The 12,547-nt window shown below is 66.5% G+C and carries 14 protein-coding genes; 6 read left to right on the top strand and 8 right to left on the bottom strand.

Features of this window, described 5'->3' with window-relative positions:
* The 5 genes from AC6RA4_RS17070 to AC6RA4_RS17050 form a co-directional block, all read left to right on the top strand.
* On the top strand, positions 1-859 hold an 859-nt coding region (locus AC6RA4_RS17070), incomplete at its 5' end, for an ATP-binding cassette domain-containing protein (protein WP_500162395.1).
* An 11-nt stretch (positions 860-870) separates the two neighbouring features.
* Positions 871-1,905, top strand: a complete 1,035-nt coding sequence (locus AC6RA4_RS17065; RefSeq protein WP_500162393.1) for an ABC transporter permease — start codon at positions 871-873, stop codon at positions 1,903-1,905.
* Positions 1,906-1,998: 93 nt separating this feature from the next.
* Positions 1,999-2,949, top strand: a complete 951-nt coding sequence (locus AC6RA4_RS17060; RefSeq protein ID WP_500162391.1) for a D-ribose ABC transporter substrate-binding protein — start codon at positions 1,999-2,001, stop codon at positions 2,947-2,949.
* 209 nt (positions 2,950-3,158) lie between these two features.
* Positions 3,159-3,428 carry a type II toxin-antitoxin system Phd/YefM family antitoxin gene (locus AC6RA4_RS17055; protein ID WP_500162389.1) on the top strand — a complete coding sequence of 90 codons (270 nt, stop codon included), beginning with the start codon at positions 3,159-3,161 and terminating at the stop codon, positions 3,426-3,428.
* Positions 3,406-3,672, top strand: a complete 267-nt coding sequence (locus AC6RA4_RS17050; protein WP_500162388.1) for a Txe/YoeB family addiction module toxin — start codon at positions 3,406-3,408, stop codon at positions 3,670-3,672. The genes AC6RA4_RS17055 and AC6RA4_RS17050 overlap by 23 nt, the downstream gene beginning before the upstream one ends.
* Positions 3,673-3,934: 262 nt before the next feature.
* Here AC6RA4_RS17050 and AC6RA4_RS17045 read toward each other — a convergent pair whose 3' ends face one another.
* From AC6RA4_RS17045 to AC6RA4_RS17010, 8 genes are all read right to left on the bottom strand, one after another.
* Positions 3,935-4,951: a histone deacetylase family protein gene (locus AC6RA4_RS17045; protein WP_500162386.1), complete on the bottom strand. Its 1,017-nt coding sequence runs from the start codon at positions 4,949-4,951 to the stop codon at positions 3,935-3,937.
* Complete coding sequence (locus tag AC6RA4_RS17040; protein WP_500162385.1) at positions 4,948-5,430, bottom strand: GNAT family N-acetyltransferase; 483 nt, start codon at positions 5,428-5,430, stop codon at positions 4,948-4,950. The genes AC6RA4_RS17045 and AC6RA4_RS17040 overlap by 4 nt, the downstream gene beginning before the upstream one ends.
* Positions 5,427-6,353 carry a 3,5-dioxohexanoate:acetyl-CoA acetone transferase gene (gene kce, locus AC6RA4_RS17035; RefSeq protein ID WP_500162383.1) on the bottom strand — a complete coding sequence of 309 codons (927 nt, stop codon included), beginning with the start codon at positions 6,351-6,353 and terminating at the stop codon, positions 5,427-5,429. The genes AC6RA4_RS17040 and kce overlap by 4 nt, the downstream gene beginning before the upstream one ends.
* A 1-nt stretch (position 6,354) precedes the next feature.
* A complete protein-coding gene (locus AC6RA4_RS17030; RefSeq protein ID WP_500162382.1) occupies positions 6,355-7,692 on the bottom strand; it encodes an aminotransferase family protein in 1,338 nt (445 codons plus the stop codon).
* A gap of 2 nt (positions 7,693-7,694) precedes the next feature.
* Entirely contained in the window at positions 7,695-8,774 is a 1,080-nt protein-coding gene (locus tag AC6RA4_RS17025) for an ABC transporter ATP-binding protein (protein WP_500162380.1), read from the bottom strand.
* A gap of 65 nt (positions 8,775-8,839) precedes the next feature.
* The gene (locus tag AC6RA4_RS17020; protein WP_500162396.1) at positions 8,840-9,976 is read right to left on the bottom strand and encodes an extracellular solute-binding protein; all 1,137 of its coding nucleotides are present in this window, start codon (positions 9,974-9,976) and stop codon (positions 8,840-8,842) included.
* Between the two features lie 44 nt (positions 9,977-10,020).
* On the bottom strand, positions 10,021-10,806 hold the full coding sequence (locus AC6RA4_RS17015; RefSeq protein ID WP_500162378.1) for an ABC transporter permease: 786 nt from the start codon (positions 10,804-10,806) through the stop codon (positions 10,021-10,023).
* Positions 10,806-11,672 carry an ABC transporter permease gene (locus AC6RA4_RS17010; RefSeq protein WP_500162376.1) on the bottom strand — a complete coding sequence of 289 codons (867 nt, stop codon included), beginning with the start codon at positions 11,670-11,672 and terminating at the stop codon, positions 10,806-10,808. The genes AC6RA4_RS17015 and AC6RA4_RS17010 overlap by 1 nt, the downstream gene beginning before the upstream one ends.
* A gap of 110 nt (positions 11,673-11,782) precedes the next feature.
* Here AC6RA4_RS17010 and AC6RA4_RS17005 point away from each other — a divergent pair.
* Positions 11,783-12,547: LysR family transcriptional regulator (locus tag AC6RA4_RS17005; protein ID WP_500162374.1), on the top strand; the 765-nt coding region annotated here is incomplete at its 3' end.

Raw genomic sequence — 12,547 nt, 5'->3', positions numbered from 1 at the left:
CGAGATGACCGCCTGGGCACCGCGCGCCGAGATCGATCTCGAGTGGATCGTGCGCAACATGGTGGGCGAGAATTTCGATCTCGGCAGTCCGCCCGAAAGTCAGATGGGGGCCCCTGCCCTCTCGATCGACGCGCTCTGCGTGCCCGATCCCTCGGGCCACGGGCTGGTGGTCGACCACATGAGCCTTTCCGTGAAGGCCGGCGAGATCGTCTGCATCTACGGGCTGATGGGCGCCGGGCGCACCGAGATGATGGAATGCGCCGCCGGGCGCCTCGCCGCCAGCGGCGGCGCGGTGAAGCTGCACGGGCAGGATGTCTCGCGCTTGTCGATCGCACAGCGCATCGAGGCCGGCCTGGTGCTGGTCCCCGAGGACCGGCAGCGCGACGGGCTGGTGCAGACCATGACCGTCGGCCAGAACCTGTCGCTGGCCTCGATCGGCGCCTTCACCCGCGGGCTCTTCACCTCGCGCAAGGCGGAGCGCGCCGTCATCGAGACCTCGATCCGCGAGGTCACCGTCAAGACCGATGGCGGCGGTGCGATGATCGGCTCGCTCTCGGGCGGCAACCAGCAGAAGGTGGTGATCGGCAAGATGCTCGCCACCCGGCCCGAGGTCATCCTGCTCGACGAGCCGTCGCGCGGCATCGACATCGGCGCCAAGGCCGAGGTCTTCAAGCTTCTGGCCGAGACCGCGAAGCAGCGCGGCCTGGCGGTGGTCTACACCACCTCCGAGGTCGGAGAATGCCTGAGCATCGCCCACCGCATCGTCGTCATGCACCGGGGCCGCATCGCCGCCGAGTTCGACCACACCGCAACCAAGGAACAGATCATGGCCGCCTCTGGCGAAGCCGTGCACCACTGAGGGAGGCCATCATGGCGGACATCACGACTTCCAAGCCGACAACGGGTGGCAGCAGCATGAATATCGGAAAGATCCTTCTCGAAGGCCGCGCCTTCTTCGCCCTCGTGGCGATCATCATCGTGTTCTCGATCCTGTCGCCGGTCTATTTCAGCGTCGGCAACTTCCTGATCATGTCGAGCCACGTGGCGATCTTCGGCCTGCTGGCCATCGGCATGCTGCTGGTGATCCTCAACGGCGGCATCGACCTCTCGGTGGGCTCCACGCTGGGGCTTTCGGGGGTGGTCGCGGGCTACCTGATGCAGGGCGTCGAGATCCCGGCCGCCGGCGTCATCCTCTACCCGCCGGTCTGGGCGGTGGTGCTGCTGACCCTCTGCCTCGGCGCCTTCGTCGGCGCGATCAACGGCGTGCTCATCGCCTTCTTCAACGTGCCCGCCTTCGTGGCCACGCTCGGCATGCTCTACGTCGCCCGCGGCGTGGCGCTCCTGATGACCAACGGCCTGACCTACAACAACCTCGGCGGCGACGCCGCCTTGGGCAATACCGGCTTCGACTGGCTCGGCTTCAACCGCATCGGCGGCGTGCCCATCGGGGTGATCGTGCTGGCGTTGGTGGCGCTGACCGTGGGCCTCGTGCTGGCCCGCACCGCCTTCGGCCGCTGGCTCTACGCCTCGGGCGGCAACGAGCGCGCCGCCGAGCTTTCGGGCGTGCCAACCCGCAAGGTCAAGGTCTCGGTCTACGTGCTCTCGGGCATCTGCGCCGCCATCGCCGGCCTCGTGCTGAGCTCGCAGCTGACCTCCGCCGGCCCCACCGCGGGCACCACCTACGAGCTCACCGCCATCGCCGCGGTGGTGATCGGCGGCGCCGCCCTCACCGGCGGGCGCGGCAATGTCCGCGGGACCATGCTCGGCGCCTTCGTCATCGGCTTCCTGAGCGACGGTCTCGTGATCATCGGCGTCTCGGCCTACTGGCAGACCGTCTTCACCGGCGCCGTGATCGTGCTCGCCGTGCTGCTCAACAGCCTGCAATACGGCCGCACCGGCCGCTGAGATTTCGCGGATGCGGGGCGAGGAGACCCCGCACCCGAACCCCTCTGCCGGAGCCTCCGGCAGTTCCAAAACCCAACGGGAGGACCCCAAACCATGAAACTCACCCGCCGCACCATCCTCGCCACCGTCGCCGCCCTGCCGCTCATGGCACAGGCCGCGATGGCCGACGGCCTGATCTCGATCATCGTCAACGATCCCTCGAACCCCTACTGGTTCACCGAGGGCGAGGTCGCCAAGGCCACCGCCGAGGAGCTGGGCTACGAGGCCAACGTCGCCGCCCACAAGGGCGACACGAACACCGAGAGCAATCTCGTCGACACCGCGATCACCAACCAGGCCAAGGCGATCATCCTCGACCCGGCCAATGCCGACGGCTCGGTCGGCGCGGTGAAGAAGGCGGTCGAGGCCGGCATCCCGGTGTTCATCGTCAACGCCGAGATCAACCAGTCCGGCCTCGCCAAGGCGCAGCTCGTCTCGAACAACGCCCAGGGAGCCGCGCTCGGCGCGATGGCCTGGGTCGAGGCGATCGGCGGCGAGGGCTCCTATGTCGAGCTCTTCGGCGCCCCCTCCGACAACAACGCCCAGACCCGCTCCAACGGCTTCGAGACCGTGCTGAGCCAGTATCCCGACCTCGAGAAGAAGGCGCAGGAAGTCGCCAACTGGGACCGCACCCAGGGCTATTCCAAGATGCAGTCGATGCTGCAGGCCAACCCCGACATCAAGGGCGTGATCTCCGGCAATGACGAGATGGCCCTCGGCGCAATCGCGGCACTCAAGGAAGCCGGCCAGCTCGAGGGCATGGTCGTCGGCGGCTTCGATGGCTCCCCCGACGCCGTCGAAGCCGTCAAGGCCGGCGAGCTGACCTACACCGTGCTGCAGCCGGTAGCCATCTTCGCCGAGGAGGCGGTGCGCCAGGCAGATCACTTCATCAACACCGGCGAGCTCAAGGTCGCCGAGGAGAAACAACTCTTCGACTGCCTGCTGATCGACGCAAGCAACGCCGACAACTACACCGCCGCCTTCACGCTCGATCAATCCTCCTGATCGACCGCCTGAGCGCAGCGACAGGAAGGGGGCCCGCGCGGCCCCCTTTCTCATGCCCCCCCGCCTCGGCACGGGCCAGCGACCGGGGCCGGCCCTTGACATGTACAGGATTCTGAACATATCAATCGAGACCGCAGCGCCCCTGCCCCGGCCAGTTCGTCCGGCCCCGTATGGCGTGTGGCGCAGCACCGGCTCCGGGAGGGATCGCCATGAACGTCATGACCTATACAGACGCCCGCAACGGCCTCGCCAAGGCGCTCGACAAGGTGGTCGAGGACCGCGAGGAGCTGGTCATCACCCGCACCGGCCGCGAGGGCGTGGTGATGGTGGCGCAGGAGGAGTGGGACGCGATCCAGACCACGCTCTACCTGCTGTCCTCGCCGCGCAACGCCGCCCGCCTGCGCGCCTCCATTGCCGAGCTCGATGCGGGCAAAGGTCTCGAGGTCGAGCTTGGCGATGAAGATTACGTTCTCAAGTGAGGCGTGGGCCGAGCACCGCCACTGGCAGGACACCGACCGACAAACCCTGAAGCGGCTCAACAAGCTCATCGAGGAATGCCGCCGTCACCCGTATGACGGCACCGGCAAGCCCGAGCCGCTCAAGGGCGACCTGAGCGGCTGGTGGTCGCGGCGCATCACCCGCGAGCACCGTCTGGTCTACCGCGTCACCGGCGAAGGCGTGGCCCAGACGCTCGAGATCGCGCAATGCCGGTTCCATTATTGAGCGGAGGGATGCGGCGGCGGGGTGCGATGGAGGGTGATTTAGAGTGTTGGGGGGAGCAGGCACGCTGGCTGCTTCAAGCCCTTTCACAACGTTCGCCCGCGACGTTTCTTTTGAACCGTAGACCGCCCCTGGAGCTGGGTCCTGCCCCGCGCTTTGGGTCGTGCGGCGACGCCTCTCCCGGCGGTCGGGCTGGTGCCGCGACGCGGGCCGCGATGTCCTCACGAGCGACGGGTCAAAGCACTTGCGCGCGCTGCAGTACGGATCAGCCGCCCTGGAATCCGCCAAGGACACGGCTGAGATTTGCGCCGAGGGAAGCGCTCAGGTAGCCGCCTTCCTGCACGAAGAGCGTCGGGATCCCGGCCTTTGCGATGGCGGCGCCGATCCGCGCGAAGCCGTCCTGGGTGACCGCAAAGCCTTGGAAGGGATCGTCGATCGACGCATCAAGCCCGAGCGCGACGACCAGCGCGTCGGCGCCGAAGTTCCGAACCCGATCAAGGGCGGTCTGCAGGGCGGTGAGATAGGCGGCATCATCGGTGCCACGGGGCAGCGGCAGGTTCAGGTTGCATCCCAGGCCGCGGCCTTCGCCGCGCTCTTGCGCATGGCCCCAGAAGAACGGGTAAAAGCGCGCCGGGTCGGCATGGATCGACACGGTGAGCACGTCGTCGCGGGCGTAGAAAATGCCTTGCGTGCCGTTGCCGTGGTGCACGTCGACGTCGAGGATCGCGGGTCGGAAGCCCGCCATCCGCAGGCGCTCGGCGGCGATCCCCGAGTTGTTGAGAAAGCAGAAGCCCCCGGCGAGGTCGGCAAAGGCGTGGTGCCCCGGCGGCCGCGACAGCGCGTAGGCCGGGCCGGAGGCGATGAAATCGGCACCCGAGATGGCGGCCTGTGCCGACCAGTAGGCGGCGTCGAAGGTGCATTCGGCGATCGGGCAGGCGGTATCGGCCTGATGATAGCCGGCCTGGCCGATGGCGGATTTCGGATATCCATCGCCGCGGTTTGCGGGATGGATGTTGGGGATCACCTCGGGGCCGGCGTCGGGGATGCGTTGCCAGCGCGTGTAGATATTGCGCAGGAACGTCAGGTACTCGGCCGAATGCAGCGCGGCGATCGGGCTGAGGCCGGCGTCGGCCGGTGCTTCGAAGACGCAACCGACATCTTCCGCTGCCGCCTTCAGCACCTCGATCCGGCGCGGCTGCTCGGGGCTGGGCAGGACCTTGCCGTTGGCCATGAAATGTTTGGGGTCGTGCAGCCGCTGGCGGTCGTCGAGAAAGGCTTTCATCGGGTCTCCTTGAGGGCAGCGCAGCCCTTGGCGTCGAGGTGCATCTCGGTCTGTCCGCTGGCGGGGCTGAACCCCAGCCGCTCGTAGAAACTGCGGGCGCGCGGCGTGGCATGGTAGACGTTGAGTTTCATCTTTTGCGCCCCCCAAGTGGCTTGCGCATCGCGCACCACCGCGGCGAGCAGGCGCGGGCCGAGACCGTTGCCGCGACTGTCGGTGTCGATCCAGAGATCCGAGACATAGACCACCGCGCCGCCGCGCGCGGTCGAGAAGCTGGGGGAATAGAGCGCCGCGCCGACCACCCTGTCGCCTTGCTCTGCAAGGATGGCACGGAACGCCGGATGAGGCCCCCAGCCGGCGGCGGCGATCTGCGCGTCGCTCGCATGATGCGTGTCGCCCAGCGTGTCCGACAGTTGCTCGAGCGCGTGATTGAGCCGCCCGGCATCGTGCCGCGTCGCCTGGCGCAGGGTCGCGTCTGTCATATCGCGGTCCTCTCGCCACCCTTGAGTCCCAACATCTCGCGCGCTTCGCCGGGGCTGGCGACCTCGCGACCAAGCTCCTCGACGATGCGGCGGATCTTGGCCACCTGTTCGGCGTTGGTCCGGGCGAGCTGGCCGCGGGCGATCATCAGGCTGTCTTCGAGCCCGACGCGCACGTGCCCGCCCATGGTCGCCGCCATGGTGGTCAGCGGCATCTGGTGCCGCCCTGCCGCCAGCACCGAGAACATGTAGTCCTGCCCGAACAGCTTGTCGGCGATCAGCTTCATATGCGTCAGGTTTTCCGGGTCCGGCCCCATGCCGCCAAGCACGCCGAAGACGAACTGGATGAAGAACGGCGCCTTCACCAGCCCGCGGTCGGCAAAATGGCGCAGCATGTAGAGATGGCTCAGGTCGTAGCACTCGAACTCGAAGCGGGCGCCGCGCTCCTGCCCAAGCTCGGTGAGGATCCGCGCGATGTCGCGCGGGGTGTTCTTGAACACGAGGTCGTCGGAGTTTTCCAGGAAGGGCTTTTCCCAGTCGTGCCGCCAGTCGGTGATGCGCTCGGCCGCGGGGTAGAGCGCGAAGTTCATGCTGCCCATGTTGAGCGAGCACATCTCGGGCGCCGCAGCCTTGGGCGCGGCGAGCCGTTCGTCGAGGCTCATCGTGGCGCTGCCGCCGGTGGAAAGGTTCAAAACGGCATCGGTCGCCTGCTTGATCCGCGGCAGGAAGCCTTGGAAATGCGCCGGGTCGGCGGAGGGCCGTCCGGTCAGAGGGTCACGTGCATGCAGGTGCAGGATCGCCGCGCCGGCTTCGGCGGCGCCGACGGCATGGTCGGTGATCTGCTCGGCGGTGACCGGAAGATAGGGCGACATCGACGGCGTATGGATCGAGCCGGTGACGGCGCAGGTGATGATGACCTTGGACATCTCAGTGCACCCCCTGCAGCGCCGGCAGCTCGGCGGCGAATTGCCTCAGCGAGAGATCCAGAACGTGCTCGATCTCGTCGAGGTGGGTCGCGGTGGCGATCAGCGGCGGGCAGACAAGGATGTGGTCGCCCTCGAGCCCTGCGCGGGTCCGGCGCGAATAGACGATCAGCCCATTGTCATAGGCGATCTGCACGAAGCGCAGGTAGGCGTTGAGCGCGCGGGGAAGCGGAGTCTTGCGCCGCCGGTCCGCCATGAATTCGAAGGCCAGCAGCAGCCCCTTGCCGCGCACGTCGCCGATGATCTCGTGGCGCTGCATCAACCGCTCCAGCCGCGCCTTGAGGGCGTCACCCTGTTTCGCGGCGTTGGCCACCAGCCCCTGGGTGTCGATCTCTTCGAGCACCGCGAGCCCTGCGGCGCAGCTCAGCGGGTTGCCGGCATAGGTAAAGCCATGGGCGAAGCCGCCCTGCGCCAACACCGGATCGACGATGCGATCCGGCGCGACGATCCCGCCCAGCGGCGCGTAGCCGGCCGCGAAGCCCTTGGACAGGGCCACGATGTCGGGACGGGTGCCCCAGTGCTCGCAGCCGAGGAAGGCGCCGGTGCGCCCGGCGCCGGTCATCACCTCGTCCATGATCAGCAGCACGCCGTAGCGATCGCAGATCTCGCGCACGCGGCGCATGTAGCCCTCGGGCGGCACCAGCGCGCCGGTGGAGGCGCCGCCGACCGGCTCGAGCACGAAGGCCAGCACGCTGTCGGGCCCTTCGCGCTCGATCGTTTCGGCGAGCATGTCGGCGTAGTGATGCCCGGTCGCCGGGTCGTCCGGGTCGAGCCCGTCGAGATAGGCGCGCGGGGCGGGCACCTTGGGCATCTCGCGCATTATCGGCGCGAAGGGCACGGTCAGAGGCGCGTAGTCGGTGATCGCAAGCGCGCCGAGGGTGCAGCCATGGTAGGACGGGCTGCGCGAGATCACCTTCCAGCGACTGCCCTGACCGGTGGCCACGGCCCATTGCCGGGCCAGCTTCATCGCGCTCTCGATCGCCTCCGACCCGCCGGAGACGAAGAACACCTTGTCGAGCCCTTCGGGCATCTTCTCGGCGGTCTTTGCGGCGAGTTTCTCAGACGCCTCGGTCTCGAAATGCAGCCGGTAGCCGAAGGTGGACTTCTCCATCTGATCGCGCATCGCGGCGAGCACGTTTTCGTTGGAGTGGCCGATATTGCAGACCATCGCGCCCGAGGACCCGTCGAGATAGCGCTTGCCCTCGGTGTCCCACATGTAGACGCCACGCGCCTGTTCGAGGACCGGCTTGCGACCCCCGCTCTGGTAGAAAAGATGGCTCATCTTCAGCTCTCCGGAAGGGCCGCACAATCCTTGGGGCGGAAGGCGGCCTGCACAGCCTCTCCCTGGGGGTAGGGGCGTTCGTCGATCATGTTGATCGCCTGCAGCTGGGTGTCGCCGACGCGCACGAAATAGCGCACGGTCTGCCCTTGGTAATCGACCGCCTCGACGGTCGCGGGCGCGGCGATCATGCCCGGTGTGGGGGCGCCCGCCGCGACGATCTGCAGCTTCTCGGCCCGCAGCACCAGCTTTGCGCGCGTGGCGCCGGCGAGGGCCGGGGCCTTGGCTGCGGGCACGGGTATCGCGCCGAAGAGCGGATGCTCGAGATGCAACGTCTCGGCGTCCTGCCCGGTGACCCGCGCAGCCATGATGTTCGAGGCGCCGAGAAAGCTGGCGACGAACTCGCTGGCAGGGGTGTTGTAGACCTCTTCCGGGGTGCCGACCTGCTCGATCCGCCCTGCGCTCATGACCACGATCCGGTCGGACATGGCCAGCGCCTCGGACTGGTCGTGGGTGACAAAGACCGTGGTCACGCCGATCTGTTCCTGGATGCGTTTGAGCTCGACGCGCATGTCCTCGCGCAGATTGGCGTCGAGCGCCGAGAGCGGCTCGTCGAGCAGCAGCACGTCGGGCTCGATGACGATGGCGCGGGCCAGCGCGATGCGCTGCTGCTGGCCGCCAGAGAGCGCCTTGGGGTAGCGGGCACCTACGTCCGGAAGTTGCACGAGGTCGAGCGCCTTCTGCACGCGGCCGGCGATCTCGGCCTTGGGCACGTTGCGGTACTTCAGTCCAAAGGCGACGTTCTCGGCCACGGTCTTGTGTGGGAAGAGCGCGTAGTTCTGGAACACGATGCCGAGGTTGCGCTTGTGGATCGGCACGTCATTGACCCGTTTGCCGCCGATCAGGATCTCGCCCTCGCTCGGGTCGAGCAGCCCCGCGATCATCCGCAGGTTGGTGGTCTTGCCACAGCCCGAGGGGCCCAGCAGGGTGACGAAGGCGCCATCCGGGATCTCGAGGTTGATCTGGTGAACCGCGGTGAACTTGTGAAAGCGTTTCACCACGTTTCGGAGTGTGACGGAGCTCATGCGCAAACGTCCTGAGTGGGAGAAATCAAGCTGGCGGGGGCGGCACGCGCCCCCGCCGTGGTGGCTCAGTAGCCCTTCTGGACGCGGCCGAAGGTCTTCGACCACTCCGCCTCGTTGCCATTCCAGTAGGTCGGATCGGCGAAGGTCAGCCCCACGAGCGTGCCGCTCGGATCGAAGGCCGGCAGCGTCGGGATCTTGGCGCCGAGATCGACCTTCTGCGGGTCGAGCGCCGGCGGGTAGTTTTGCCCCTCGGCCACGGCGATCGAGGTCTCGGGCGCCAGCATGAAGTTCAGCAGCTCCTCGCAGGCCTCCATCGGCGAGCCCTTGAGCACGAAGAGACATTCCTGCCAGCCATAGCCGTTGGGCGGGTCCATGTAGCCGATGTCATGGCCCTGCTCCTGCAGCGCATAGATCCGGCCCGACCAGGCCTCGGTGACGTAGATCTCTTCCTCGGCCAGCAGCGACATCAGCTCGGCACCGGAGGTCCAGTATTTCAGCGACAGGTCACGGTGGGCGCGGATTGCATCCCAGACCGCATCCATGTCGGTGGCGTTGTTCGGATCCTGCCCGGTCTGCAGCGCGCCGAACCAGATCCGGGTGCGCCAGTCGCCCCAGCCCGAGATCTTGCCCTTGTAAGCCTCGTCGATGAGGATCTTGGCGCCCTTCTCCTGCATCTCCTCGTCGGAGATGAACTTGCGGTTATAGGCGATGCCGGTGGTGCCGTAATCGTAGGGCACGCAAGAGATCTTGCCGCCGGTGATTGGACGGTAGACATCGACCAGCTTCTGGATGACGTATTGCAGGTTGGGGATGTTGGCCTCGTTGAGCTCGGAGGTCAGCCCCAGCCCGGCATAGCGGGCGTAGTCGAACACCCCCGACAGGTGGGCGATGTTGTATTCGCCCAGCTGGCTCGCCTTGACCCGGCTGAGATACTCGTCGCCGCCGCCGAAGGTGCCGTCGACGACCTCGATGCCGGTCTTGGCGGTGTAGGGATCGAAGGCATGCTTGCGGAACGCCTCGGAAACCACCCCGCCCCAGCCATCGAACCGGACCTGCGTCACGTCCTGCGCGAAAGCGCGGTAGGGCGTCACGAGGCCATAGGCAGCGCCGGCCGCGCCGATCAGCCCGAGGAACGAGCGGCGGTCGATATCGCCATTCATGTAGCGCTCGCGCAGGCGCTCGTAGCGGGTGGTGTTGTCGATCTTCTTCATGTCTCTCTCCTTGTTGGTCATTGTGCGTCGCGGCTTCAGGTGCCGCTCTTCTTGGAAAGGATGCGCGCCGCCGCCACGCCCAGAAGCGGCAGACCCACGGTCATCACGATCATCACCGTGCCGAGCGCGTTGATCTCGGGGGAGATCGAGTTGCGCAGCATGGCGAAGATCTGCGTCGGCACCGTCTCGACCCCGCCGGGCTTCCAGAACAGCGTGCCGGTGATGTCGTCGAAGCTGATGGTGAAGGCGAAGAGCGCGCCGGCCAGAACCGCCGGCAGCATCAGCGGCAGGGTGATCTGGAAGAAGGTCTGCACCGGCGAGGCGCCGAGGCTCATGGCGGCCTCCTCGACATCGCGGCGAATGGCCATCAGCCGGGCCTGCACCACGAGGATGACGAAGGGCAGCGTGAAAATGACATGGCCGAAGAGCAGCAGGCCGAAGCTCTTGTTGACGCCGAGGAAGTTGAGAAACAGCAGCAGCGCCACCGCCAGCACCACCTCGGGCACCAGGATCGGCGCGATCAGCAGGGTCGAGATGACATTCTCTCCCGGCACCCGGTAGCGCACCAGCGCGAGGCTCGCGAGCACCCCCAGCGTGGTCGAGATCAGCGCCGTCAGCAGGCCGAGGATGATCGAGGTGCGGAAGGCGCGCAGGATGGCGTCGTTCTGCGCCAGTTCGATGAACCAGCGGAACGAGACACCGGTGATCGGGAAGCTGCCGAACTGCGAGGCGTTGAAGCTCAGCAGCACCACGACGGCCACCGGCAGGAACATGAAGATATAGACGAGCAGCGCGTAGCCGCGGATCAGTTGCCAGCCCATCAGCCCAGCCCCTTCATCAGTTGCGCCATGCCGAGGTAGCGGTTGTAGATCATCACCAGTACGCCCAGCACCACGAGCAGCATCAGGCTCAGCGCCGAGCCCAGCGGCCAGTTCAACTGAGTGATGATCGCCTCGTAGACGAGGTTGGCGAACATCGCGTCGGTCGGGCCGCCCAGCACCAGCGGCGTGATGTAGGTGCCCGCCGCGAGCACGAAGCAGAGCAGCCCGCCGGCGGCGAGACCGGGCAGCGACAACGGCAGGGTGACCTGAAGGAAGGCCTCCCATTTCGTCGCGCCCAACGAGTTGGCGGCATCCTCGAGCGTGACGTCGATGCCCTCGAGGCTGACAAAGACGTTGAGGATCATGAAAGGCAGAAGGAAGTGCACCAAACCGAGGATCACCGTGGTCTGGTTGTAGAGCATCTGCATCGGCTCGGAGATGATCCCGAGCCAGATCAGCATCGAATTGAGCGCCCCCGACACCCCGAGGATGTTGATCCAGCTCATCGTGCGGATGATGTAGCTGATCCAGAACGGCAACATCAGGAGCAGCAGCAGGATCGCCTTGTTGCCGCGCGAGCGGGCGATGAAATAGGCCGCCGGATAGCCCATGACCGCGCAGACCAGCGTGGTGATCGCCGCGATCTTCAGCGTGTAGAGCAGGATGTCACGGTAGAAGGGATCGCTCAGCGCCTCTCGCCAATTGTCGAGATAGAACCCGGCCTGGTCCGCGCCCGTCGCGGTGCGCAGCCAGAAACTGTAGACCACGATGAACAGCAGCGGGACGAACAGCAGCAGCCCGATCGTGGTCAGGGCAGGCGACAGCAGGATCCACGGCTGGCGCCTTTCGCGGGCTTCGATCGACATGCGGGCTCCCCGTGCGGTTGCGGTCTCTGCGTTTTGCTTTGACGCGACCTTGGGAAGCTGCTTTCCATTGGGCAAATAGATATTCGGAATTCCGGATATAGACAGGATTTATGATGAGCTCCGACAGTGACCCTCAGAGCGGTGCAGATGGCCGCTACGATCCCGAGCGGATCGCGCGTGAACTGGACTGGAACCTGCTTCGGACGTTCGTCGTGCTGGCCGAAGCGCGTTCGGTCACAGATGCGGCCGAACGCCTGCGCCTGACCCAACCATCCGTGTCTACTGCTCTGAAAAGGCTCGAGGATCGTATCGGCCGAAAGCTGATCGAACGCGGGCCGGGGCGCTACGCGCTGACCGAGGCGGGTGAGCTGCTCTACCGCGAGGCGCTCGACATCAATGGCTCCATTCTGAGGCTGTCGACCTTGATGCGTGAAATGACCGACGAGGTGCGCGGCCACGTCACCATTGCCGTGGCGAGCCATGTCGTCTGCCCGATCTTTGATCAGTTGCTGGCCGATTTCCACGCCGCGCACCCCGAGGCAAGCCTGTCGATCAACGTGGTCTCGAGCGCCGACGCGCTGGCCGAAGTCTCGGCCAAGCGCGCCTCCTTCGCGATCTGCCTGGTGCGCACGCGCAGTCCGAAACTCGAATACCGCCGACTCTACCGCGAGTTCTTCGGGCTCTTCTGCGGGCCGCGCCATCCGCTCTTTGGCCGCACGGGGCTGACCAAAGCCGATCTCGCGGGCCGCGCCACCGTCAGCTTCGACACAGATCGCCTGCAGGATGTTCTGAAGCCGGTGACGCTGATGCGGGCGCAATCGCTGCTGGGAGAGAAGATCACCGGCACCTCGTCCAACCTCGAGGAGGTGCGGCGG

Source organism: Salipiger sp., assembly GCF_059781815.1.
This window is presented reverse-complemented; position numbering and strand designations above follow the sequence as displayed.

Excerpts from the sequence above, each read along its gene's own strand:
- AC6RA4_RS17055 (WP_500162389.1), top strand. The coding sequence starts at position 3,159 with ATGAACGTCATGACCTATACAGACGCCCGCAACGGCCTCGCCAAGGCG.
- AC6RA4_RS17060 (WP_500162391.1), top strand. The coding sequence starts at position 1,999 with ATGAAACTCACCCGCCGCACCATCCTCGCCACCGTCGCCGCCCTGCCG.
- AC6RA4_RS17010 (WP_500162376.1), bottom strand. The coding sequence starts at position 11,672 with ATGTCGATCGAAGCCCGCGAAAGGCGCCAGCCGTGGATCCTGCTGTCG.
- AC6RA4_RS17040 (WP_500162385.1), bottom strand. The coding sequence starts at position 5,430 with ATGACAGACGCGACCCTGCGCCAGGCGACGCGGCACGATGCCGGGCGG.
- AC6RA4_RS17025 (WP_500162380.1), bottom strand. The coding sequence starts at position 8,774 with ATGAGCTCCGTCACACTCCGAAACGTGGTGAAACGCTTTCACAAGTTC.
- kce (WP_500162383.1), bottom strand. The coding sequence starts at position 6,353 with ATGTCCAAGGTCATCATCACCTGCGCCGTCACCGGCTCGATCCATACG.
- AC6RA4_RS17030 (WP_500162382.1), bottom strand. The coding sequence starts at position 7,692 with ATGAGCCATCTTTTCTACCAGAGCGGGGGTCGCAAGCCGGTCCTCGAA.
- AC6RA4_RS17045 (WP_500162386.1), bottom strand. The coding sequence starts at position 4,951 with ATGAAAGCCTTTCTCGACGACCGCCAGCGGCTGCACGACCCCAAACAT.
- AC6RA4_RS17050 (WP_500162388.1), top strand. The coding sequence starts at position 3,406 with ATGAAGATTACGTTCTCAAGTGAGGCGTGGGCCGAGCACCGCCACTGG.
- AC6RA4_RS17015 (WP_500162378.1), bottom strand. The coding sequence starts at position 10,806 with ATGGGCTGGCAACTGATCCGCGGCTACGCGCTGCTCGTCTATATCTTC.
- AC6RA4_RS17065 (WP_500162393.1), top strand. The coding sequence starts at position 871 with ATGGCGGACATCACGACTTCCAAGCCGACAACGGGTGGCAGCAGCATG.